General features: G+C 42.4%; 20 protein-coding genes. 11 read left to right on the top strand and 9 right to left on the bottom strand.

The features are described from left to right. Positions 1-28: 28 nt before the first annotated feature. Both ACQ93I_RS13645 and gldJ read right to left on the bottom strand, forming a co-directional pair. Positions 29-1,306 carry a UDP-N-acetylmuramoyl-tripeptide--D-alanyl-D-alanine ligase gene (locus ACQ93I_RS13645; RefSeq protein ID WP_431698976.1) on the bottom strand — a complete coding sequence of 426 codons (1,278 nt, stop codon included), beginning with the start codon at positions 1,304-1,306 and terminating at the stop codon, positions 29-31. A 64-nt stretch (positions 1,307-1,370) separates the two neighbouring features. Next, positions 1,371-3,032 carry a gliding motility lipoprotein GldJ gene (gene gldJ / locus ACQ93I_RS13640; RefSeq protein WP_431698975.1) on the bottom strand — a complete coding sequence of 554 codons (1,662 nt, stop codon included), beginning with the start codon at positions 3,030-3,032 and terminating at the stop codon, positions 1,371-1,373. Between the two features lie 421 nt (positions 3,033-3,453). Here gldJ and porV point away from each other — a divergent pair, with 421 nt between their 5' ends. The 9 genes from porV to ACQ93I_RS13595 all read left to right on the top strand — a co-directional run bounded on the left by porV (position 3,454) and on the right by ACQ93I_RS13595 (position 12,841). Further along, positions 3,454-4,611 carry a type IX secretion system outer membrane channel protein PorV gene (gene porV / locus ACQ93I_RS13635; RefSeq protein ID WP_431698974.1) on the top strand — a complete coding sequence of 386 codons (1,158 nt, stop codon included), beginning with the start codon at positions 3,454-3,456 and terminating at the stop codon, positions 4,609-4,611. 122 nt (positions 4,612-4,733) lie between these two features. Next, a complete protein-coding gene (cdd, locus tag ACQ93I_RS13630) occupies positions 4,734-5,216 on the top strand; it encodes a cytidine deaminase (RefSeq protein WP_431698973.1) in 483 nt (160 codons plus the stop codon). A 108-nt stretch (positions 5,217-5,324) separates the two neighbouring features. Then, positions 5,325-6,323: a pyruvate dehydrogenase (acetyl-transferring) E1 component subunit alpha gene (pdhA, locus tag ACQ93I_RS13625; RefSeq protein ID WP_431698972.1), complete on the top strand. Its 999-nt coding sequence runs from the start codon at positions 5,325-5,327 to the stop codon at positions 6,321-6,323. Positions 6,324-6,329: 6 nt separating this feature from the next. Next, positions 6,330-7,985 (top strand): pyruvate dehydrogenase complex dihydrolipoamide acetyltransferase, encoded by a 1,656-nt coding sequence (locus ACQ93I_RS13620; RefSeq protein WP_431698971.1) that lies wholly within the window; start codon positions 6,330-6,332, stop codon positions 7,983-7,985. A gap of 63 nt (positions 7,986-8,048) precedes the next feature. After that, positions 8,049-9,041, top strand: coding sequence for a M28 family peptidase (locus tag ACQ93I_RS13615; protein ID WP_431698970.1), 993 nt, complete (start codon positions 8,049-8,051; stop codon positions 9,039-9,041). Then, positions 9,038-9,718, top strand: coding sequence for an SDR family NAD(P)-dependent oxidoreductase (locus tag ACQ93I_RS13610; RefSeq protein WP_431698969.1), 681 nt, complete (start codon positions 9,038-9,040; stop codon positions 9,716-9,718). Before ACQ93I_RS13615 ends, ACQ93I_RS13610 begins: the two co-directional genes overlap by 4 nt. Before the next feature lie 5 nt (positions 9,719-9,723). Next, positions 9,724-10,329, top strand: coding sequence for a SprT-like domain-containing protein (locus ACQ93I_RS13605; protein ID WP_345597153.1), 606 nt, complete (start codon positions 9,724-9,726; stop codon positions 10,327-10,329). A 1-nt stretch (position 10,330) separates the two neighbouring features. Beyond that, positions 10,331-11,413 carry a mannose-1-phosphate guanylyltransferase gene (locus ACQ93I_RS13600; protein WP_431698968.1) on the top strand — a complete coding sequence of 361 codons (1,083 nt, stop codon included), beginning with the start codon at positions 10,331-10,333 and terminating at the stop codon, positions 11,411-11,413. A 3-nt stretch (positions 11,414-11,416) separates the two neighbouring features. Then, the gene (locus tag ACQ93I_RS13595; RefSeq protein WP_431698967.1) at positions 11,417-12,841 is read left to right on the top strand and encodes a DUF389 domain-containing protein; all 1,425 of its coding nucleotides are present in this window, start codon (positions 11,417-11,419) and stop codon (positions 12,839-12,841) included. 2 nt (positions 12,842-12,843) lie between these two features. Here ACQ93I_RS13595 and ACQ93I_RS13590 read toward each other — a convergent pair whose 3' ends face one another. Then, positions 12,844-13,608 (bottom strand): ABC transporter ATP-binding protein, encoded by a 765-nt coding sequence (locus ACQ93I_RS13590; protein ID WP_431698966.1) that lies wholly within the window; start codon positions 13,606-13,608, stop codon positions 12,844-12,846. Next, positions 13,608-14,345, bottom strand: a complete 738-nt coding sequence (locus ACQ93I_RS13585; protein ID WP_431698965.1) for an MlaE family ABC transporter permease — start codon at positions 14,343-14,345, stop codon at positions 13,608-13,610. The genes ACQ93I_RS13590 and ACQ93I_RS13585 overlap by 1 nt, the downstream gene beginning before the upstream one ends. A gap of 111 nt (positions 14,346-14,456) precedes the next feature. Between ACQ93I_RS13585 and pafA the strand changes: the two genes are divergently transcribed. Then, positions 14,457-16,121: an alkaline phosphatase PafA gene (gene pafA / locus ACQ93I_RS13580; RefSeq protein ID WP_431698964.1), complete on the top strand. Its 1,665-nt coding sequence runs from the start codon at positions 14,457-14,459 to the stop codon at positions 16,119-16,121. Here the strand turns inward: pafA and ACQ93I_RS13575 are convergent, their stop codons facing one another. The 4 genes from ACQ93I_RS13575 to gcvP all read right to left on the bottom strand — a co-directional run bounded on the left by ACQ93I_RS13575 (position 16,122) and on the right by gcvP (position 21,760). Beyond that, positions 16,122-16,970 carry a glycosyltransferase gene (locus tag ACQ93I_RS13575; RefSeq protein ID WP_431698963.1) on the bottom strand — a complete coding sequence of 283 codons (849 nt, stop codon included), beginning with the start codon at positions 16,968-16,970 and terminating at the stop codon, positions 16,122-16,124. It abuts the gene before it with no gap. Positions 16,971-17,105: 135 nt separating this feature from the next. Next, positions 17,106-17,627 carry a methyltransferase gene (locus ACQ93I_RS13570; RefSeq protein ID WP_431698962.1) on the bottom strand — a complete coding sequence of 174 codons (522 nt, stop codon included), beginning with the start codon at positions 17,625-17,627 and terminating at the stop codon, positions 17,106-17,108. Continuing rightward, entirely contained in the window at positions 17,628-18,686 is a 1,059-nt protein-coding gene (locus ACQ93I_RS13565; protein ID WP_431698961.1) for a 3-oxoacyl-ACP synthase III family protein, read from the bottom strand. A 224-nt stretch (positions 18,687-18,910) separates the two neighbouring features. After that, the gene (gene gcvP / locus ACQ93I_RS13560) at positions 18,911-21,760 is read right to left on the bottom strand and encodes an aminomethyl-transferring glycine dehydrogenase (protein WP_431698960.1); all 2,850 of its coding nucleotides are present in this window, start codon (positions 21,758-21,760) and stop codon (positions 18,911-18,913) included. Positions 21,761-21,875: 115 nt separating this feature from the next. Here gcvP and ACQ93I_RS13555 point away from each other — a divergent pair, with 115 nt between their 5' ends. Next, the gene (locus ACQ93I_RS13555) at positions 21,876-22,688 is read left to right on the top strand and encodes a hypothetical protein (RefSeq protein WP_431698959.1); all 813 of its coding nucleotides are present in this window, start codon (positions 21,876-21,878) and stop codon (positions 22,686-22,688) included. Here ACQ93I_RS13555 and ACQ93I_RS13550 read toward each other — a convergent pair. Then, positions 22,674-22,934, bottom strand: coding sequence for a hypothetical protein (locus ACQ93I_RS13550; protein WP_431698958.1), 261 nt, complete (start codon positions 22,932-22,934; stop codon positions 22,674-22,676). The genes ACQ93I_RS13555 and ACQ93I_RS13550 overlap by 15 nt on opposite strands. Position 22,935: the final 1 nt, after the last annotated feature.

Below are 22,935 nucleotides of genomic sequence, written 5' to 3'. Positions count from 1 at the left end.
ATTTTTTCTTTCAGTTAATTGGAATGGCTTATAGCAGTTCCAGGGCACGTTCCAGGGCCATGCCTCGAGAACCTTTTACAAGAATGACACCCTGATTAAATTCTGAAGGTTGAAACCACCCTTTAAAAGCTTCAAAAGTGGCAAATTTCTTCATCTTTTCTGATTCCAAAGAGGTAGCTGCAAAATTTGAACCTATGAGGAAGATTTTGTCAACTTCAGACTTTGCATAGTTCTCAGCTATTTCCTGATGCTCAGCTGCGGCCATACTTCCCAGCTCAAACATATCACCCAAAATTGCTATTTTCGGAGACAGGTCCATCCTGCTTAGATTGTCTAAAGCTGCAGCCATACTTGAAGGATTAGCATTATAGGCATCCATAATGATCTTGCGGTTGTCTTTAAGTATGATTTGAGAGCGATTGTTCTGCGGAATGTATTCTTCCAGGGCTTCTTTGATCTTTTCTTTGGGTACTTTGAAGTAGGTGCCTATCGCGTAGGCTGCAGCCATATTTGCGCTGTTGTATGCTCCGGTAAGATTTCCTGTAATTTCATTGTATTCGGCTTTAACCCCGGCAAAGGAGTCGTTGCTGGTATATTCCACTTGAACATCGGCCGCTGGAGTGGAGCCGAAAGTGAAATTTTGAGCATATTCCTTTTCCTCCTTTTGCAAAGGGTCATCAAGATTCAAAAAGAGCATTTTTTCGTTCTTTTTTAAATATTTATAAAGTTCTTTCTTTCCTTTTATCACTCCTTCAACTCCGCCGAATCCTTCAAGATGTGCCTTGCCAAAGTTGGTGATATAACCAAAATCCGGGAGGGCGATACTGCAAAGGAAGGTGATCTCCTTTTGATGATTTGCTCCCATTTCAACTATTCCCAGTTCGGTTTCACTGTTCATGGACAGCAAAGTAAGAGGGACTCCTATGTGGTTATTGAGGTTGCCAACAGTTGCTACTGTCTTGAACTTTTTTGACAATATTGCATTGAACAATTCTTTGGTGGTTGTTTTACCGTTACTGCCGGTAAGGGCGAGAATGGGAATTTTGAGGTGCTGGCGGTGAAACGTGGCTAGTTCCTGAAGTGCTGTGAGGCTGTCTTCAACTTTTATAAACCTATCGTTATTTTCGAGGGGTTTATCAACTACAGCGTAAGCTGCACCTTTGTTAAGAGCTTCAGAAGCAAAATCATTGGCATCGAAATTTTCCCCTTTTAAAGCGAAAAAAATACTACCTTCTTTAATTTTTCGGGTGTCGGTGCTAATTCCGGAGCTGGTGAGAAAAAGCTCATGGAGTTGAGGTATGTTCATAAATTAAAGCTATAAAAAAAGCCCTAATTTTATTAGGGCTTTTCATTAATATTTTGACCGAAGATTAATCTCTTGCTGTCTTGTTTTTGTTTAAAGATTTTGACCCTACACGAGACATTGCATTTCTAAACCCGATATAATCGGTTGCCATATCTTGTGGGAAATATCTTCTTTGGGCAGGATCTAACCAGTAAGCCCGGTCTCTCCATGAGCCTCCTTTATATACCCTCACGTTGTCATCTACTAAAGTTGTACGTCCTGTAGATTGATCATATTGAAGGCTTTGACCTCCAAGGCTGTCTACACTGGCTGTATGAACCGGAGAGTTGTACATGCGTTTGTTAGGATCTGCAGTAGCTTCTTCTCCAAATGTGTCGTAGTATCTGCTGGAATTCCTGTCACCATCTCTAAAGTTTCTCTGGTCACTTTCATTGAAGTTGGTGCGCAGGTATGTGTCTTCGGGTGTGATTGGAACAGTTTTAATTTCTCCCGGAAGGTTTCTTGCTACTATTCTTCCATTGCTTAGAGTATCATATTCTATTTCATCAACGCCTAAAACTTTCACAGTTCCATCTTCGGTGATGGCGTGCTTTGTATACACGTTTCCGCGGTAGTAGTTGAAGTCGTTAAATTCGTCATCTACTATGGGGCGGTAAACGTCAGCAACCCACTCAGCAACGTTTCCGGCCATATCGTAAAGTCCGAAATCATTTGGTTCGTAAGATTTTACTTCGGCAGTAATATCGGCACCATCATCGCTCCATCCGGCAATTCCGCCGTAATCTCCATCTCCCTGCTTGAAGTTGGCCATTTGGTCACCACGTTTTCTAGCGTCACCACTTCGGGTGTACTGGCTGTCCCATGGATATTTTTTTCTTCCGCGGTAAACATTGTAGTTTCTGATCCCAACAAGGGCAAGAGCTGCATATTCCCATTCGGCTTCGGTAGGAAGGCGGTATTCTGGAAGAAGAACGCCATGCTTGCGCTGCACGTAAAGGTTTGTACTGTCTTTGGTCATAAAACGGTCAGCTTTATTTCCTCCTCTTACAAGGCTGTCGCTTCCGCCGTACACCTGGTTTGGTGCGTTTAAATAAGTTTCTGTGCTAAAGCCCTGTCCGGGTTCAGCAGCAAAACGAGAACCTTCAGCAGTATAACCCTGCTTTTCAAGACGCAGTTCGTTTACCCTGTCTGTTCTCCACTTACTAAATTCAACCGCCTGTATCCAGCTCACTCCCACTACAGGATAGTTGGCATATGCCGGGTGACGCAGGTAGTTATTGGTCATGGTTTCATTATAACCTAACCTGTTTCTCCATACAAGGGTATCGGGTAGGGCGCCATGATAAATATTTCTATATCTCTCTTCGCTTGGAGGGTATACCCTTTTAAGGTAATCGAGATATTCGAGGTACATTAGATTGGTCACTTCGGTCTCATCCATGTAAAAAGACTGAACGTGTTGTTGGGTAGGCGTGTTATTCCAGTCGTGCATCACATCATCCTGCACCCTTCCCATTGTAAAGGTTCCTCCTTCAACAAAGACGAGGCCTGGGCCTGCATCCTGCTCATCATAATCGGCATTGTAATTAAAACCACCCTCTTTGGAGTTGATGTCCCAACCCGTAGCGCGGGAGTTATCTTTGTAATCCCTTGAGTTGTTACAGCTAAAAAGTCCAGCACTCAAAGTGATGGCAAAAAGAGCTTTTACAGCAACTTTATTTCTCATATTCACATTATCTTTTATAGCAATTAAGGCTCTGCAATATAGTAATTAACGCAAAACTACCAAGATTATTTCAACTGAAACAGAATCCTGTAGTTTCCTGAAAATCTTTATGATAACGCACCTTTAAGGTAATTATTTTATGGGCTGTAAAAACAGCTAATCAAACTTTGAGATGCATTAAGACGCAAAAGTAGTGGTTTTTTGACAACTTTTTTCTTTTCTTTAAGCTTGAGTTGAATTAGTTACAATTTAAAACTCTGTATTTTCGCTTATAACAGGTGTGAATGAAAGAATTTAGAGTTGCTGCACAAGCTTCTGTTAAATTAAACGTTATAAGTAATATTATGGTAAAAGCAGAAATTCGGTTCGAATAATACATTCTAAAGGTTTTCAGGTATATTTGTTAATTATTAATAGTCTTATGAAAAAAATTTCACTCTACACCTTTGCGGTGATTTTGCTCGTTGGTGGGAAATCTTTTGCTCAGGAAGAGCGTAACCGGGTGATCACCACGGCGGCTTCTACTTTAATGATAGCAGCCGATGCGCGTGCTGCAGGGTTGGGTGACCAGGGGGTGGCAACTTCTGCCGATGCCTACTCGCAACAGTGGAATCCGGCAAAATATGTTTTTGTTGAAAGTAAACAAGGCCTGGGAGTGAATTACACTCCTTATTTGAGTGAGCTTGTAAATGACATCTTTCTTGGGAATGTTACCTATTATAACCGAATAAGTGATAGAAGCGCCTTTGGGGCAAGTCTAAAATATTTCAGCATGGGGAACATTGAGGCCCGTGACTATCCTGATGAAGTTGCCAGGATTCTCAGCCCAAATGAATTTACGCTCGACCTTTCATATGCCCTTAAGTTAAGTGAACATTTTTCTATGTCTGTGGCGGGAAGATTCCTTCGCTCCGATCTTAAGATTGCAGAGCTTGATCCCGATGCCAGTGCGGCAAATACTTTTGGTGTAGATGTCTCGGCTTTTTATCAAAGTGACCGTATCACTTTTACTCAGTTTGACGGTCGCTGGAGAGCGGGTGTAAATATTGCGAACATAGGTCCTAAAATAAAATATGATGCTGGGGGGCAGGAAAACTTTATTCCCACAAATTTAAAACTTGGTGGTGGTTTTGATTTTATCCTTGATAATTCTAACCGGATAGGAACTTATCTCGAATTCAATAAGCTCCTGGTGCCTACCCCTAAAGATTTTGACAATGACGGCGACAGGGATGCCGAAGATATTCAGGAATACAACTCTATAGGTGCTATTGAAGGGATTTTTAAATCTTTTGGAGATGCGCCCGATGGCTTTAGCGAAGAAATTAAGGAGGTTACTTATGCGATAGGGGCCGAGTATGTATATGAGGAAGTATTTTCCCTTAGAACAGGATATTTTCATGAAAGCCCGGAAAAAGGCTCACGGGAATTTATTTCTTTTGGTGCCGGTTTTAGACATAATATTGTAGATATAGATCTTTCTTACCTCTTTTCAACTTCCGAAGTGGTGAGTCCGTTAGAAGGAACCTTGAGATTTGGGTTGACCTTTAACTTTGGAGAACAATACGCTCAATATTAGTAGTAAGATTAAATTTCTGGTATTCTTTTGATTATTACCTAACTTTGTGCCTCACAACGAGGAAATAACAAGCTCCCGGACTATTTTAGTTACGGGAGATTTTTTCTAGATAAAGAACAGGAATGAAAAAAATAACAATAAGTGCCGATCTTGCAGTCTACGAAAATAACGCTGAATTGCCCGATGATGTGCAAAAACTGATGCAGGAGGCGATTGATGCAAGGGAGAAATCTTACTCTCCATATTCACAATTTAAAGTAGGTGCCGCGATTCTTCTTGAAAATGGGGAAGTGGTAACCGGAAGTAATCAGGAAAATGCCTCCTATCCGGCTGGTTTATGTGCCGAAAGAACTGCAATCTTTTATGCAGGCGCAAAATATCCAAACACCAAGATCCTTAAAATGGCTTTGACTGCCCGCTCTGAGAAGCAGGAAGTCGCAGTTCCCACACCGCCTTGCGGGTCGTGCAGGCAGGCTATTGCCGAGTATGAAGTAAAGCAGGATCAGCCTATCGAGATCTTCTTTATGGGAGAGAAAGGCAAGGTGGTAAAGGCGCAATCTGTGTCCGATCTTTTGCCGCTCATATTTGACAGTACATACCTATAACGTTTTCGCGCTTTTTCAATAGGAAACTGTTTTTAGTTCCTTTTGAAAATAGTATTTTTGTGTTTCGCTTGGCGCAAGCATCGCTTAGCCTAAAAAATAAGTAGTTAAATGAAGAAAATAACAAAAGCCACTTACATAAAGTGGTATGAGGACATGCTGTTTTGGCGGAAGTTTGAAGACAAACTGGCTCAAGTGTATATTCAGCAAAAGGTAAGAGGTTTCTTGCACCTTTACAACGGGCAGGAAGCAATACTTGCAGGTGCATTGCACGTAATGGATTTGTCAAAAGACAAAATGATCACTGCCTATAGAAACCACGTGCAGCCAATTGGGATGGGTGTGGATCCAAGAAGGGTGATGGCCGAGTTGTATGGAAAGAAAACCGGTACCTCTCACGGTATGGGTGGTTCCATGCATATTTTCTCAAAAGAACACCGCTTTTATGGTGGGCATGGTATCGTTGGAGGTCAAATTCCTCTTGGTGCCGGTCTTGCCTTTGCAGATAAATATTTTAAAAGAGATGCAGTAACCTTAACCTTTCTTGGTGACGGTGCTGCAAGACAGGGCTCCCTTCATGAAACTTTCACCATGGCTGTGAAATGGAACCTGCCTGTGGTTTTCTGTGTAGAGAACAACGGGTATGCAATGGGTACCTCGGTGGCACGTACTTCAAAAAGTACAGAGATCTGGAAGCTGGGTCTTGGATATGATATGCCATGTGGGCCTGTTGACGCAATGAATCCAGAAAAGGTAGCCGAAGCTCTTGACGAAGCTATTAAAAGAGCACGTAAAGGTGAAGGGCCAACATTCCTTGAATTGAAGACGTATCGCTATCGCGGTCACTCAATGAGTGATGCACAGCAATACCGTACTAAAGAGGAGGTAGCCGAGTATCAAAAAATTGATCCTATCACCCAGGTAAAGGATATCATTTTAGAGAACAAATACGCTACAGAAAAAGAAATTAAGGCCATAGACAAGAAAGTTAAAGACCTGGTTTCTGAATGTGAGAAGTTTGCTGAAGAATCTGATTTTCCAGATGTACAGCAGTTGTATGACGTAGTCTACGAACAAAAGGATTATCCGTTTTTACCCCATAAATTATAAAGAATTATGGCAGAAATTATTAAAATGCCGCGCCTTAGCGACACCATGGAAGAAGGTGTTGTTGCTAAGTGGCTAAAACAAAAAGGTGACAAAATTGAAGAAGGGGATATTCTTGCCGAGATCGAAACCGATAAGGCGACTATGGAATTTGAATCTTTCTACGAAGGTACCTTATTGCATATAGGAATTGAAGAAGGAGAAACTGCACCTGTAGATACCCTACTGGCAATAGTAGGAGAAGAAGGAGAGGATATTTCCTCACTTTTGGATGGGAAAGCAGATGCTCCTAAAGAAGATTCAAAATCTGAAACTGAAGAAAAACCTGAAACTTCGTCTGATTCAGATTCTTCTTCTGAAGATGATGCTGAAGGAGGTGAAATTCCTGAAGGAGTAGAAGTAGTGAGAATGCCACGCCTTAGTGACACTATGGAAGAGGGAACAGTTGCTTCCTGGATCAAGAAAGAAGGAGATGAGGTTGAGGAAGGAGATATTCTTGCCGAAATTGAAACCGATAAAGCAACTATGGAGTTTGAATCTTTCTATTCCGGTACTTTATTGTACGTTGGGATTCAGGAAGGAGAAACTGCACCTGTAGATGCTGTTCTGGCTATTATTGGCCCAAAAGGAACAGATGTTTCATCAATAGTTAAGTCGGGAGGGGCATCAAAACCTGCAGCTTCAAAAAGCACCGAAGAGAAAAAAGAAGAAAAGCCCGAAGCTTCTAAAGAAACTTCGCAAGAGGCTACAGCTTCAGATGGAAGTAGAATTTTCGCTTCGCCGCTTGCCAAAAAGATGGCCGATGATCTTGGTATCGATCTTTCTCAGGTAAAAGGTTCCGGAGAGAACAATCGTATTGTCAAAAAAGACATCGAGAATTATAAAACTTCAGGAAAAGCTGCCGAGGCAAAACCTGCTGCTGCGGCCCAGCCTCAACAACAGGCACAGCCGTCTCCGGTACAGGCTTACACTCCGGCCGGGGAAGAAAGTTTTGAAGAGGTGAAGAATTCTCAAATGCGCAAAACTATTGCGAAGAGACTTGCCGAATCTAAATATAACGCACCGCACTACTACCTTACTATTGAAGTAGATATGGCTAATGCTATGGCCAACCGCAAGCAGATCAATGAGATCCCAGACGTGAAGGTTTCCTTTAACGACCTGGTGATCAAAGCATCGGCGATGGCTTTGAGAAAACACCCAAAAGTGAATTCTCAATGGACTGGAGATACTACTAAAATTGCGAAACACATCCACATGGGAGTTGCGGTAGCGGTTGAAGAAGGCCTCGTTGTTCCGGTATTGAAATATGCAGATCAAATGTCGCTTACCCAAATTGGCGGACAGGTGAGAGAACTTGCAGGGAAAGCCCGTAACAAGAAATTACAGCCCCAGGAAATGGAAGGCAGTACTTTTACGGTTTCTAATCTTGGAATGTTCGGGATCACAGAATTTACCAGCATCATTAATCAGCCTAACTCCGCTATACTTTCAGTAGGAGCTATTGTTGAGAAGCCGGTAGTGAGAAATGGGCAAATTGTGGTAGGAAATACCATGAAGCTTACTCTTGCCTGCGATCACCGTACGGTAGATGGCGCAACCGGGGCTCAGTTCCTGGAAACACTTAAGACCTATATTGAAAATCCTGTGACCATGTTGGCCTAAGGAGATTTACAGACTAATAACGAAAAATCCCGCTTCTCGCGGGATTTTTTTATCTTTAGCCGCATGAGAAAATTCACCCTTACCGGTCTTGCAGCTGCAGGCTTTTTAGTTTTTACAGCCTGCGGGCAATCCAAACAAGTGGCTACTGAGACAGCCGCTGTTTCTTTTCAAAAAGAGAGTGTCAAAAATGCCATTTTAGAAGAGGATATTTCTTCAGCCTTAAAATATCTTTCTTCCGATGAACTTCAGGGAAGATCAACGGGTACAGATGGTATAGAGAAAGCTGCTCAATATATAGAGAACGTGTTCAAAGAGCAGGGCGTAAAACCCTTTTTTGACACCTATAGAGATACCTTTGAGGTAAAAGGTTTGACAGGATATAATCTTGTAGGCCTTGTTGAGGGAACAGACCCTCAGTTAAAAGATCAATACATAATTGTGGGCGCGCATTACGATCATGTAGGCCATGCCAAGCCTTTTGAAGGTGATTCCCTGGCCAATGGTGCCAATGACAATGCTTCGGGAACTACAGCGGTTTTGGAGCTGGCTAAATTCTTTGCTGAAAATCCGCCGAAAAGGAGCATGCTTTTCAGTCTTTTTTCTGCTGAAGAATTGGGGCTGGTAGGAGCTGCCGAATTAGCAAAAGAATTCAAAGCTGAAGGAATTGATCTGTACACCATGTTCAATATTGAAATGATTGGGGTGCCAATGAAGGGTAGAGATTACCTGGCGTACCTCACCGGCTACGAAAATTCCAATTTAGCCGAAAAATTCAATGAATATTCTGAAGCCCAGGTTTTGGGATTTCTACCTGAAGCTAAGCAGTACAGTCTTTTCCAAAGAAGTGACAATTATCCCTTTTTTAAGGAATTCAATGTGCCGGCACAAACCATCTCAACTTTCGACTTTACAAATTTTCCCTATTATCATCATGTAAAAGATGAATTTGAGGAAATGGATGTAGCTCATATGGAAAACCTCATTGAAACCATAATTCCGGGAATTGCCGGTATGGCAAATAGCACACAAAAAGAAATAAAACTCAAGGAGCAATGAAAAAGATAGTGATCACCGGTACCAGCCGGGGAATAGGTTTAGAACTTGTGAAGATCCTGGCCGAAGCCGGACATGAAGTACTAGCATTATCCCGAAATCAGGATTCCATTAAGAAGCTGGACCTGGAAAATGTGCATTTCTTTGAATTTGATATTACCAGAGAAGAAGACCTTCAGAAGGCTTCAGAATTTGTGAAGGAACAATGGGGCGGCGTAGACATCCTTATAAATAATGCAGGTGCCATTATAAATAAACCTTTTGAAGAAATAACTTCCGAAGAGTTTGAGAGCGTGTATAAAGTGAATGTCTTTGGTGTTGCCGCTCTTACCAGGAAATTGTTGCCTTTAATAAGTAAAGAAGGGCATGTAGTTACGGTAAGCAGTATGGGCGGAGTGCAGGGTAGTATGAAGTTCCCTGGTCTTTCGGCATATAGCTCGAGTAAAGGTGCAGTAATAACACTCACAGAACTTCTTGCTGAAGAATACAAAGAAAGCGGCCCCGCATTTAATGTGCTTGCTTTGGGTGCGGTACAAACAGAAATGCTCCAGGAGGCTTTTCCAGGTTATAAAGCACCTCTACAACCCGGGGAGATGGCGCAGTACATCGCTAACTTTTCTCTTACCGGAAATAAATTTTACAACGGTAAGTTGTTACAGGTTTCCAGTAGTACACCATAACAGGAATGAAGCATATACTTGAGAAATATATCCCTACCCATGCTGTTGAACCAATATTCGGCTTAATTAAGGCCAATAATGTTCACCTTAAAATTGTGAACGAAAGAAAAACCCGACATGGCGATTATCGCAGTTTGCCGGGCGGGGTTCATCAAATTACGGTGAATGCAAGTCTCAACGAGTATCGATTTCTTATTACCCTGGTTCATGAAATAGCACACCTGGTGGCTTTTGAACATTTTGGAAGGCAAATTAAACCTCATGGGGAGGAGTGGAAAAGATGTTTCCAGAAGCTCATGCTTCCATTTATTAGGCCCGAGATATTTCCGGTGCAGTTACTGCCTTTAATTGCGAGGCATTTTAAAAATCCGAAGGCGAGCAGTGATACAGATGCTCACCTTTCGGTAGCTCTAAAACAATTTGATGCCGAGAATGACAAAAACTATATTTTTGAAATTCCGCAGGGAGGGGTTTTCAGAATATACAATGGCAGGATATTTAAAAAAGGCGAACGGCGTGTAAAAAGATATGAATGCGTAGAAGTGAAAACAGGCAGAATTTACCTGTTCCAGCCCAACGCAGAAGTGGAATTATTAAAAACAGCCAATTGATATGAAGGAGAATAATTTTGCAGTTTTAATGGCTGGCGGGGTAGGCTCCAGGTTTTGGCCGGTGAGTACCGCAGCAAAACCGAAACAGTTCAGGGATTTAATGGGTAAGGGGGAAACCCTTATTCAAACCACTTTTAAGCGCCTCACGCACTTAGTGCCTGCAAAGAATATATATGTACTCACCAATGAAGGTTATGAACACCTGGTGAAGGAGCAGTTGCCCGAGCTTGGCGAGGAACAAATTTTACTGGAACCGGTAATGCGTAATACCGCCCCGGCTGTGTTACTTGCGGCTCTAAAGATTAGAAAAAAGAACAGTGATGCGGTGATGATCATGGCTCCCAGTGATCATTGGATAGAAGATGAACAGGCTTTCCTAGATGATATCACTATCGCTTTTGAAGCGGCACGGGAACAGGACAAGATCCTTACTTTGGGAATAAAACCGACTTTTCCCAATACCGGTTATGGGTATATCAAATTCAATCCGTCGGCCCCGGGGAGAGTGAAGCCGGTGGAGTTATTTACTGAAAAGCCTTCTTATGAGGTCGCTAAAGATTTTCTAAAGAGTGGGAATTTCTTGTGGAATGCAGGCATCTTCGTCTGGAATGTGGACTATATAATCAGGTCATTTCAGAAAAACCTGGAACAAACTTTTGAGCTCTTTTCAAAAGGGGAGGCGATATATAATACTTCCGAAGAAAAGAGTTTTATCAGGGAGAATTATCCGGCGGCAGAAAATATTTCGATTGATTATGCCATTTTAGAGAAGGAACAGGGTACTATTGATGTGATCCCGGCTTCTTTTGACTGGAATGACCTTGGCACCTGGGGTTCTCTTTATGAAGAGACAGGAAAGGATGAAGATGGTAACGTGGCGCTAAACGCCCGTCTTTTTGCTGAAAATGCCACGGGAAACCTGGTATCTTCAGACAAAAATAAAGTGGTGGTCATTGAAGGATTGAAAGACTGTGTTATAGTAGACGAAAATGAGATTTTGCTCATTGTGCCGCGGGCAAAAGAGCAGGATATTAAAGGAATCAGAGAGCGGGTGAAAGAAAAATTCGGTCAAAATTTGGGCTAGAGAATGGAAGATACATCAGGAAGTGGTACAGCAATGCCGGCAGGGCATGTGAACAAGGGCAAAACTGCTCTTCGGGAGATCAAGGAGTTTTTAAGGGAGCTTCTCGATATTCATGATGACACCGACAGGGAAACAACCCTGGAAACGGTGAAACGGGACATTTCCTTTAAAGGTCACAATGCCTGGATTCTCATATTCTCCATTTTTGTGGCTTCTATTGGCCTTAATGTGAGTAGTACTGCTGTGGTAATTGGTGCCATGCTTATTTCTCCTTTAATGGGGCCAATTGTAGGGATTGGTTTTTCTGTAGCTATAAATGATATTGACACTTTAAAACGAAGCCTCGTCAATTTAGGGGTGATGGTGTTCTTAAGTGTACTCACAGCTTATTTGTATTTTTTGATCTCTCCAATTAAAGAAGAAACACCTGAGCTTGTAGCCCGGACTTATCCTACAATACTCGATGTTTTAATTGCCATTTTTGGAGGTTCGGCGCTTATTATAGCCAAAACAAAAAAAGGGGCAATAGCCAGCGTTATTATGGGTGTGGCTATAGCCACGGCACTTATGCCGCCACTCTGTACGGTGGGATATGGGTTGGCAATAGCTAATTGGGAATATGCAGGGGGAGCTCTTTACCTTTTTACCATCAATTCCATTTTTATAGCCCTATCCACTTTCTTAATGGCGAAACTACTGCGTTTCCCATTAGTTAAGTACGTGAACAGCAAACGTAGAAGGAACACCGCACGTTTGGCTTCTTTGGTGGCAATCCTCGTAATGATACCCAGTATTATTTTATTTGTGAATTTACTGAGGGAACAGGTGTTTGTAAGTAAGACAAAAGAATTTGTTCACGAAGTGGTGAATTACCCCGGGGCCGAAGTTGTTAAATTTGAACAGGATTACAAGACCAAGATTATTGAAATCTACCTGATTGGCCGCCCGGTGCCACAAGAACAAATTGAACAGTGGGTGCAGGCTATTACGCAGGTTCCCAACCTGGAGGATGTGGTGCTCGAAATACACCAGGGATCTGACCAAAGTTCTGAACTGGCCAGCCGACTTTCTACCGAAGTGAGGGCAGGAATCCTTGAGGATCTTTATGTGAAAAATCAGCAACTGGTGGAGAATAAAGATGCCCGTATTCAGTTGCTCGAACAGGAGCTGGTAAAATATAGAAGTACCGGGATTCCTTTTGAAAGCGTTTCAAGAGAAGCCAAGATCAACTATTCCGAAATTCAGGAGATGAGCTATGCCAATAGTCTTGTCACGAACTTCTCGAAAATTGATACTATTCCAACCTTCAATGTAAAATGGTCATCCAAATTGAATGCTGCAGCACGTAGATCTCAAATGGATAAGCTCGAAAAATGGTTACAGGTGCGCCTATCTCTGGATACTCTTGTTGTAAGAACTGTAAATTAGCCTTAGAGGCCCTGTTGTTGGGCGTCCCGCACTTTCTTAAATAAATCGGAGGAGTAGACGAAATCTGTTACTGTTTTGTCGTCAGTTTTAAAAACCTTGCTTTTGTCTCCTTTCCATGCCAGTACCCCGTCTTTCAAAAAGGCGATATTTTCACCAATTTCCAGTACCGAGTTCATGTCGTGGGTAATCACTACGGTGGTGATATCATATTCCACAGTGAGTTCGTGAATTAGATTATCTATCACCGTGGCAGTACGTGGATCAAGACCTGAGTTGGGTTCATCACAAAATAAGTATTTTGGACGATTAACAATAGCCCGGGCAATAGCTACCCTTTTTTGCATCCCTCCACTTATTTCTGCCGGATATTTGTTTCCCGAATCGGAAAGGTTCACTCTTTCAAGCACCTCATCGACCCGGTCTTTGAGCTCTCTTTTTTTCTTTTTGGTAAACATTCTCAAAGGGAACATGACATTTTCCTGAACGGTCATGGAGTCAAACAAGGCTCCTCCCTGGAACAGCATACCCATTTCCTGTCTCAGTTCTCTTTTTTGCTCATCGGTAAATGACGAATAGGCTTTTCCGTCGTACTCAATAGTACCTTCATCTGGAGTGAAAAGCCCAAGCATACTTTTCATCAAAACACTTTTACCCGAACCCGATTGCCCTATGATCAGGTTTGTCTTACCGGTTTCAAATACGAAATCAATACCTTTAAGGATGTGCTCGTCATCAAAACTTTTCTTTAAACCTTTTACTTCGATCATTAGCTAAGTAGTAATTGAGTTACTATGTAATTCGTGATAATAATAACAACACTGGTCCATACAAAAGAGGTGGTACTTGCCTGTCCCACTTCCAAAGAACCTCCTTTCATGTAATAGCCATGGTAGGAAGGTACAGTGGCCAGGATAAAAGCAAAAAGGAAGGTCTTGAAAAACGCATAAAAAAGATGGTATGGATCAAATTCTTCCTGTAATCCCTGTAAAAAAACATCTGCCGGTACAAATCCTCCCATCACTGCTGCCGTGTAAGCTCCCAAAATTCCCAGGAACATTGAAATAGCAATGAGGAATGGGTACGTGAGCATGGCGATGATCTTTGGGAAGACCAGGTAGTTGAGGGAATTGATCCCCATTACCTCGAGCGCATCAATTTGCTCGGTAACCCGCATTGAACCTATACTGGAAGTGATGAAAGATCCCACTTTTCCTGCCATAATGATAGAAATAAAAGTAGGGGCAAATTCCAGGATGATAGACTGTCTTGCAGCAAAAGCAATTAAACTTTTTGGGATTAACGGGTTATTCAGGTTGAGTGCCGTTTGTAAGGCAACAACTGCACCTATAAAAAAGGATAGGAATGCAACAATCCCCAGAGACCCTATAATAACTACGTCTATTTCCTTAAAGATCAGTTCCTTTAAAACCGAGCGTTTGGTCATTCTTCCAAATACGCCCTTTAACATTAAAAAATATTCCCCAATAGACTGCAGGTACCTCATTGTAAGCTTTTGTTCTGGCTAAAATACTAATTTTTGAAAGAATGTATTTAAGCTTAACTTAATCTTTATACTCCTTAAACTTTGTATTTTTACGACACTAAAAATTTTACAATGAGATATTTTATTCAGATTGTCCTGTTGTCCTTCTGTTTTGCGACAGTTAGTGCACAGGAAGCCCCTCAACGATCTTTTGATCCTGAAAAAGACCTTCATGCCACCCCAAAACTCGTAGTGGGAGTGGTGGTAGACCAAATGCGATATGACTATATCACCAGGTTCTGGAACCACTTTGGTGATGATGGTTTTAAAAGACTTGTTTCTGAAGGTTTTAACTTAAGAAACAACCATTTCAATTATATTCCTACATACACAGGGCCGGGGCATGCTTCGATTTATACTGGTACATCTCCTCAAACCCACGGAATTATTGGGAATAACTGGTATGATAAGTTTGATAAGGAATATGTGTACTGTGTAGAAGATTCCACAATAGATCCCGTGGGGACTGAAGACGAGGCGGGTAAAATGTCACCGCACCGCTTGATCACTACCACAGTGGCCGACGAAAACAGGCTGCATACACAAATGAGAGGGAAGACCATAGGGATAGCCTTAAAAGATAGAGGTGCTGTTCTTCCGGCGGGTCATACGGCCAGTGCAGCGTACTGGTTTCATGGTCAGGATGAAGGCAGGTGGATCACCAGCTCTTTCTATACTAAGCAATTACCTCAATGGGTGCAGAAATTTAATGCTTCTGGAAAAGCAGACAGCTACCTAAAACCCTGGACTACTTTATCAGACATCAATACTTACATTGAAAGCGGTACTGATATCAACAATTTTGAAGGTGGCTTTAAAGGAAAAGCCGACACCGGATTTCCTTACGACCTAAAGTCTCTAAAAGAGCAAAATGGAGGTTATGATATTTTAAAAGCTACTCCATACGGAAATAGCCTTACTGCCGACTTTGCTATTGCAGCTCTTGATGGAGAACAATTGGGGCAGGATGCCGACACCGATTTCTTAACGGTAAGCTTTTCTTCAACAGATTATGTGGGGCATAACTTCGGCGTGAATTCAAAAGAGGTACAGGATACTTACGTAAGGCTGGATCGCGATCTTGGAAAACTGCTGAAGGCGCTCGATCAAAAAGTGGGAGAGGGGAATTACACTTTGTTCCTTACTTCCGATCATGGGGGAGTTCAAGTACCTGCTTACTTGGAAACCGTCGGGATTCCATCAGGATATTTTGAGTGGGACAAGCTTAAAAAAGAGCTCAATAATTTTCTCAGTAGTAAATTTCAGAAAGATAACCTGGTAGAGAACATTTCGAATAATCAAATCTTCTTCAACTACGATGAGGTCTTGAAAATGGACATTTCTTCCGAAGAACTTCAGCAGGAGATCATGCATTTTCTGCTTCAGTATGAAAATATCAGCAGGGTGTTCACCAGAAGTCAGTTGCAATCAGCCAGTTTTTCAGAAAAAATTGCATCGGCTGTTGATAACGGATTCAATCAAAAAAGGAGTGGTGATGTTGCGATAATTCTTGATCCTTCGGTGATTTCTTATTCCCGTACCGGCTCAACGCATGGTTCGGGTAATAACTATGATACTCATGCGCCGCTTATTTTCTTCGGAAAAGGGATCAAAGCGGGCAACAGTCTCGAAAGAACTGAAATAGTAGATATTGCACCAACAATTTCTGCGCTATTGGGGATCCCGTTTCCTAATGGGGCCACAGGGCGGCCGTTATACATGGTCTTTGCCAGGTAACTAGAAAATTTTTGACAGCATTTTTTTATACCGGAGCCTTCTTATGAAGGCTCCTTCTTTTTTATCTACCAAAAATGGCATTTTTGAATCCTTAGCCCTTCTATAGCCTTCCATATAATCTAATGCAAGCGCGGCATTTCCTTTTTTAAGGGCGAGCTTGACCGAAGCAATCGAAGTAATAACCCAGCCGTAGCGCAGCTTGTAAAAAGCTTCTCCCTGTTTCCATTTGGCGGCTTTGTTATACGTGAATCCGGTGGGGCGAAGGTGTTTAACAGCTAGAGAGGCGTCGGTTTTGATCTTCCAGCCGTGAAACTGTGCCAGTAACTCATCAACGGTATCCCAACCCATAGAAGGTTTAAGTCCGCCAATGTCTTCAAAACAGGCTTTTCGATAAGCTTTTAAGGCTCCCCGAATATGGTCTTTTCCGGTTAAATTTTCCAGCTGCCATTTTCCGTCTTTTTCCAGCTGACAAAACCCTCCTGCCATTCCCACTTTTGGATCTTCCTTAAAATGCCTGCTAATAGTTTCGAGGTAGTCTTCTGGAAAGATCAAATCGGCATCAAATTTACAGATGACCTCATAGTTTTGATCCAGATGGTTTAATCCGTAGTTAAAGGCGTTTACTACTTTGCTGCCGGGCAAATGTGCTTCGGAAGAAGTGGTACTCACAAGGGAAATGAAAGGGAATTTATCAGCATAATCTTTCACTACCTGTGCTGTAGCGTCCGAAGATTGGTCGTCAACCACTACCAGCTTTTTGGGCTGCAGGGTTTGTTCAGAAAGCGACTTCAGGGTTTGCCCTATAAATGCTGCCTCATTATGTGCAGGGATGACGATGTAGAATTTCACTGGTTCAAAACTTTCAGTAAAAGTACAATTTCTGAGCCTCTGTTTCCGAAGCAGGAGAGATTAGAGTATCACTGTAATTACGCTGTATATTGCTTCAATAGAAAAAGAGGTGTCAAAAATGCCATTTTTGACAGGTTATTTTTTCTCGGCGTACACGGCGTAGTAGCGTGGCGTGAACTGTCTAAGCAGCGGCCTTACTCCAATCTTCTTTACAGGGTTTGTCCATTTGTGCCGTTCCTTTATTTCCCAGCCGGCTTTCTCCAGCAGCCAGTCAAACTGCCAGTCTTCAAACTCGTGGTAGTGCCTGTCCCATTTATCGGTTTTACTGCGATAGGCGGGAGAGAACCACAGGCTTAATGGGATGGTAGTAACCAGTTTTTTAGCGCGTATGTCCCGAAGTACATTAAATGGGGCTACAAGATGCTCAAAGATCTCAAAGGCAGTGACAATTTCTGCATTAGAATTTTTTACACTTGTGGTGTCCAAATCCAGGTCTTCACCTGTAGTATTGGTGACCTGGTAGCCCTGTGCTTCCATTAGCTCACTAAACGGATTTCTCACGCCCAGGTCCAGAATACTGGCGGGAGCAGGAGCAACATGGGTTAAGAATTCAAGGGTTTCTTTATATCGCTTGTTCGGGAAACTCTTTTCGTACATCTAGAACTGGTACACAATGGCATTAATATTCATCCCGGCACCCACGCTGGCTAAAATGATCACATCTCCTTTTTCAAGGGTCTGGCCGTCCATCTTTTTCTTCAGAATAAGGTCGAGCAGGGTAGGTACGGTAGCCACACTACTGTTGCCAAGTTTATCAATACTCATTGGCATTATACCCTGCGGCACCTGTTGCCCGTAAAGCCTGTAAAAACGTTTTACAATGGCTTCATCCATTTTTTCATTTGCCTGGTGAATGAGGATCTTCTTAATATCTTCTATCTTTTTGCCGCTTTTTTCAAGGCAGCTCTGCATGGCAGCGGGAACATAGCTTAATGCAAATTCGTAGATCTTACGGCCGTGCATTTTTATGTATCTGCGGTCATCTGTAGCTTTAGCGTTATTTGATTTTCCGAAGAAAATAAAATTAGCTTCTTCAAACGAGTGGGTGGCACTTTCATGGGCCAGGATTCCTCCTTCTTCTTCACTGGTTTCAATCACGGTAGCTCCTGCTCCATCAGAGTAGATCATGGAGTCCCTGTCGTGCTTGTCTATTACCCGCGATAGAGTTTCAGAACCTATTACAAGGCATTTTTTTGCCATGCCGCTTTGTATGAAAGCTTTTGCTTGGATCACTGCTTCAACCCATCCCGGGCAGCCAAAAAGTATATCGTAGGCAACGCATTTTGGATTCTTAATGCGCAGTTTATGTTTTACCCTGGTGGCAAGACTGGGAACGGTGTCGCTCTGTAGATCACTGTGAAGTACATCGCCATAGTTGTGGGCAACGATTATATAATCGAGTTCTTCAGGATCAATACCGGCATCTTCTATTGCGCTGTTGGCAGCGAGATAAGCAATGTCAGAATTGTTAAGCTCATTGTGCACGTACCGCCTTTCAGCAATACCGGTTATAGCTTTAAATTTTTCAATGATAACTGTATTGGGCTGGGAAAAGTTTGATCCATCCTCATATAAAAATTCATGTTTTTGAAAGTCTGAATTTTTTTCAACTCTGCCTGGGATGTAACTTCCCACCCCTGTGATTTTTATGCTCATTCTGTGTCAGTTATAAAGTTGACAAGTCTCAAAATTAATAAATGTTATGCCGCTTTCCCTATATTTTTTGCATTAAAATACACTTTTGCGGCATCTGTAAAGGATTTGATAAAAACTTCTACTATGATTAAAAATAGTGAAATTTTCTGCTTTTTTGTTAATGAATTGTTAATGAGAGCAAAGCAAAAAAAACCGGAGGTGATGTGCCTCCGGTGTTTCTCTTTTTAATCTTCCATATATTCTTCTATGGGCGCACAGGTGCAAATGAGATTCCGGTCTCCAAAGGCTTCATCAACCCTTCGAATGGAGGGCCAGAATTTGTTATCGGCCAGGTAATCTATAGGGAAGGCTGCTTTTTGCCTGCTGTATGGGAAATTCCACTCGTCGGTAGTCAACATAGCCAGCGTGTGAGGGGAATTCTTCAGCACGTTGTTAGGTTCATCTTCTGTAGCTTCGTCAATCTCTTTACGTATAGAGATAAGTGCATCACAAAACCTGTCAAGTTCAGCTTTACTTTCACTTTCGGTAGGTTCTATCATCAAAGTTCCGGCAACAGGGAATGAAACTGTTGGGGCGTGGAAGCCGTAATCAATAAGCCTTTTAGCAATATCGGTCACTTCAATTCCTTTGGCTTTAAATGGGCGGCAATCCACAATCATTTCGTGGGCAGCTCTTCCGCATTCTCCGCTGTAAAGGGTTTTGTAGTGTTCTTCTATACGAGATTTAATGTAGTTGGCGTTTAAAATGGCAAATTGCGTCACCTTTTTAAGGCCTTCTGCGCCCAGCATTTTGATATAGCCATAAGAGATAAGGCAAACAAGCGCAGATCCCCATGGGGCTGATGAAATTGCGGTAATAGCATCATCACCACCTGTTTGTACTACCGGATTCCCTGGTAAGAAGGGCACAAGTTGTTTTGCAACACATATTGGGCCTACACCCGGGCCACCACCGCCATGCGGAATAGCAAAGGTCTTGTGAAGGTTGAGGTGGCAAACATCGGCGCCAATTGCCCCTGGACTGGTTAGGCCTACCTGTGCATTCATATTTGCACCATCCATATAAACCTGCCCGCCATACTGGTGGATAATATCGATAACTTCAATAATGGCCGACTCAAATACTCCGTGAGTTGAAGGGTAGGTCACCATGAGTGCCGCCAGGTTATCTTTGTGTTTAAGGGCTTTTTCCTTAAGATCTTCTATGTCAATGTTGCCCGATTCGGTAGACTTAGTTACTACCACTTTCATTCCGGCCATCACTGCTGAAGCAGGATTGGTACCGTGAGCTGATGATGGAATAAGACAAATATTCCTGTGAGATTCCCCGCGAGATTCATGGTACTTTCTAATCACCATGAGCCCGGCATATTCTCCCTGTGCGCCCGAGTTTGGCTGTAGGGAAGTGCCGGCAAATCCTGTAATTTCTGTGAGTTGTTCTTCCAGTTTTTTCAGAACAATTTGATAACCTTCTGCCTGCTCTACAGGAACAAAAGGATGTAAATTCCCCCACTGCGGATAGCTTATTGGGAGCATTTCGGCTGCGGCATTAAGCTTCATGGTGCATGAACCCAATGAGATCATGGAATGATTAAGGGAAAGATCCTTGCGCTCTAATTTCTTGATGTATCGCATCAACTCTGTTTCTGAATGATAAGAGTTGAAGACTTCATTTTTAAGGAATTCCGTTTTGCGTTCTACTGAAGCGGGAATGTAATTCTTTTCTGAAAGCTCTGAAGCTTTAACGGCTTCTTTACCGGCGGCTTCAGCAAAAATTGCAAGAATGATATTTACATCATCAAGGTTTGTAGATTCATTCAGGGAAATTGCCACTACGTCTGGAGACGGGTAGTAGAAATTCACCTCATTTCGTTCTGCAATCCCCTTTACTTTTGCTGCTTCAGCCTTAATAAGTACAGTATCGAAAAATGTAGAATTCAGCTGAGAAAAACCTAATTTCTCAACATTTTCAGCAACAGTTGCGGCCAGGCTGTGAACCCTGTTTGCAATGAATTTTAATCCGCGTGGGCCGTGGTAAACAGCATACATACCTGCCATTACAGCTAAAAGTACCTGTGCGGTACAAATATTTGAGGTCGCTCTGTCTCTTTTAATATGTTGCTCCCGGGTTTGAAGCGCCATACGAAGGGCAAAGTTGCCATCGGTGTCTTTGGTCACGCCAATAATTCGGCCGGGAATGCTTCTTTTGTATTCTTCTTTAGTGGCAAAATAGGCAGCATGAGGTCCACCGTAACCCAAAGGAATTCCAAAGCGCTGGGTAGTTCCCACTACCACGTCTACTCCAAATTCTCCCGGCGCACGTAGCTTCACAAGACTTAGAATGTCGGCAGCTACTGCAGTTTTTATATTGTGTTCTTTGGCTTTAGCAACGAATTGTGAATAATCGTACACCTGGCCCATTCTTCCTGGATACTGGAGAAAGGCTCCAAAAAACTCTTCGGAAAAATCGAATTCTTCATGATCTCCAATCACCAGTTCAATACCTAGCGGAATTGCACGGGTTTTAAGAAGATCTATAGTTTGCGGAAGTACAAGTTCTGAAACAAAGAACTTATTGATATTATTTTTCTTTTGATCTCTTTCCCGCACTTCATATAGCAAAGACATAGCTTCGGCGGCGGCAGTACCTTCATCAAGCAAAGAAGCATTAGCCAGTTCCATTCCGGTAAGATCGGCTATTACAGTTTGGAAGTTCAAAAGTGCTTCCAGTCTTCCCTGGGCAATCTCGGCCTGGTAAGGAGTGTAGGCGGTATACCAACCCGGATTCTCCAGAATGTTACGCTGAATTACAGGTGGGGTGATGGATTGGTGATAGCCAAGCCCAATATATGTCCTGAAAACCTTATTTTTGGCAGCCAGCGAGATGCTGTGAGCAATATATTCATGTTCGCTCATGGCCGGGGCAAGCTCAAGGTCCTTTTTTAGGCGAATATCATCGGGCAGGGTTTCGTAGATTAGTTGATCTATTGAATCAACTCCAATAGTCTCCAACATATCCTTTAGATCATGTTCCCGTGGGCCTATATGACGTGTAGCAAAAGAAAAAGTATTCATCAAGTAAAAGTTGTGTTTTGAAGGGCGAAAATAAGCATTTTCAACCTAATTTTTAGTGATTTAAAACAGCAAGATTGGTAAAGTTTTTAAGCTCTGGCCTGTTGCCTTTACAGTTGTGAAAAAAATATTTGATTTCTATATTAATAGCAGTATTCACGTGGCTTTAGCGGTGGTTTCGCTTTGCCTTGTAACTGTGCTGCATTTTGGAGGGCAAATTGACTCCAGTCTGCTGGTTTTTATCTTTTTTGCGGTAGTAACAGGATACAATTTTGTGAAGTATGCCGCAGTAGCCGGCCTGCATCACCGAACGCTCACCCGCGGACTCAAAAACATTCAGATATTTTCTCTTTTTTGCTTTACCGGGTTGCTCATTTCTTCCTTTTTTATTGATTTCAAAATTCTGCTGCTAAGTGCCATTTTAGGATCCCTAACTGCACTTTATGCCCTGCCTGTCTTCAGTAAAAGAAGAAATTTGAGAAGCATATCGGGCATTAAGATATTCATTATTGGTATTGTGTGGGCCGGGGTGACCGTAGTGCTTCCCGGAATAGGTGTCAAAAATGCCATTTTTGGAGACTTGTTTCTCGAAATGTTTCAGCGGTTTTTGTTGGTGCTGGTCTGGATCCTGCCGTTCGAGATAAGGGACTTAAAGTATGACCTGGAGCAGCTGGGAACCCTTCCGCAGCGAATAGGGGTTACCAGGACCAAAGTTGTGGGTTTGCTGTTGCTGGTAATCGTGATTGTGACAGATCTTTTGAAAACTTCCAATTCCAAGGCCTCTTTTAGTGCTTTGGTGGTAATGTGTCTTCTAACTGCCTTTTTTGTAATGGCCAGTAAAGAACACCGAAGCCGCTATTTTACCGCTTTCTGGGTGGAGGCTATTCCTATTTTCTGGCTGGGGGTGCTTTTGTTGCTAAGAACTTTTTGAAGTTCCGTTTTTGATCTTATTTCTGAAAGCTTCCTTTTCCTGTGAAGAGCAGGTTTTAATATATGCTTTTTTCAGAAGATTGCTCAGTTTCTTGTTATTGTGATAGTAATCATTACAGGTTCGGCAGAAGTAGAGGTGGAGCTTCAGTCTTAGCTTTTCTATCAAACCGGCCTCTTTATATTCGGCCTTTGTGCAAACTTTTTCTGCTTCGGCGCAGCTAAGTTTCATAAGATGTAATCTCTTCATG

Source organism: Salinimicrobium sp. WS361, assembly GCF_050750585.1.
GTDB lineage: Bacteria > Bacteroidota > Bacteroidia > Flavobacteriales > Flavobacteriaceae > Salinimicrobium.
This window is presented reverse-complemented; position numbering and strand designations above follow the sequence as displayed.

What these genes read in the sequence shown, in the direction of transcription:
- ACQ93I_RS13570 (WP_431698962.1), bottom strand. Translation starts at nt 17,627, where the DNA reads ATGTACGAAAAGAGTTTCCCGAACAAGCGATATAAAGAAACCCTTGAA.
- pafA (WP_431698964.1), top strand. Translation starts at nt 14,457, where the DNA reads ATGAGATATTTTATTCAGATTGTCCTGTTGTCCTTCTGTTTTGCGACA.
- ACQ93I_RS13600 (WP_431698968.1), top strand. Translation starts at nt 10,331, where the DNA reads ATGAAGGAGAATAATTTTGCAGTTTTAATGGCTGGCGGGGTAGGCTCC.
- ACQ93I_RS13565 (WP_431698961.1), bottom strand. Translation starts at nt 18,686, where the DNA reads ATGAGCATAAAAATCACAGGGGTGGGAAGTTACATCCCAGGCAGAGTT.
- ACQ93I_RS13605 (WP_345597153.1), top strand. Translation starts at nt 9,724, where the DNA reads ATGAAGCATATACTTGAGAAATATATCCCTACCCATGCTGTTGAACCA.
- ACQ93I_RS13590 (WP_431698966.1), bottom strand. Translation starts at nt 13,608, where the DNA reads ATGATCGAAGTAAAAGGTTTAAAGAAAAGTTTTGATGACGAGCACATC.
- ACQ93I_RS13610 (WP_431698969.1), top strand. Translation starts at nt 9,038, where the DNA reads ATGAAAAAGATAGTGATCACCGGTACCAGCCGGGGAATAGGTTTAGAA.
- ACQ93I_RS13645 (WP_431698976.1), bottom strand. Translation starts at nt 1,306, where the DNA reads ATGAACATACCTCAACTCCATGAGCTTTTTCTCACCAGCTCCGGAATT.
- ACQ93I_RS13585 (WP_431698965.1), bottom strand. Translation starts at nt 14,345, where the DNA reads ATGAGGTACCTGCAGTCTATTGGGGAATATTTTTTAATGTTAAAGGGC.
- ACQ93I_RS13615 (WP_431698970.1), top strand. Translation starts at nt 8,049, where the DNA reads ATGAGAAAATTCACCCTTACCGGTCTTGCAGCTGCAGGCTTTTTAGTT.
- pdhA (WP_431698972.1), top strand. Translation starts at nt 5,325, where the DNA reads ATGAAGAAAATAACAAAAGCCACTTACATAAAGTGGTATGAGGACATG.
- ACQ93I_RS13550 (WP_431698958.1), bottom strand. Translation starts at nt 22,934, where the DNA reads ATGAAGAGATTACATCTTATGAAACTTAGCTGCGCCGAAGCAGAAAAA.
- ACQ93I_RS13620 (WP_431698971.1), top strand. Translation starts at nt 6,330, where the DNA reads ATGGCAGAAATTATTAAAATGCCGCGCCTTAGCGACACCATGGAAGAA.
- gcvP (WP_431698960.1), bottom strand. Translation starts at nt 21,760, where the DNA reads ATGAATACTTTTTCTTTTGCTACACGTCATATAGGCCCACGGGAACAT.
- cdd (WP_431698973.1), top strand. Translation starts at nt 4,734, where the DNA reads ATGAAAAAAATAACAATAAGTGCCGATCTTGCAGTCTACGAAAATAAC.
- ACQ93I_RS13595 (WP_431698967.1), top strand. Translation starts at nt 11,417, where the DNA reads ATGGAAGATACATCAGGAAGTGGTACAGCAATGCCGGCAGGGCATGTG.
- porV (WP_431698974.1), top strand. Translation starts at nt 3,454, where the DNA reads ATGAAAAAAATTTCACTCTACACCTTTGCGGTGATTTTGCTCGTTGGT.
- gldJ (WP_431698975.1), bottom strand. Translation starts at nt 3,032, where the DNA reads ATGAGAAATAAAGTTGCTGTAAAAGCTCTTTTTGCCATCACTTTGAGT.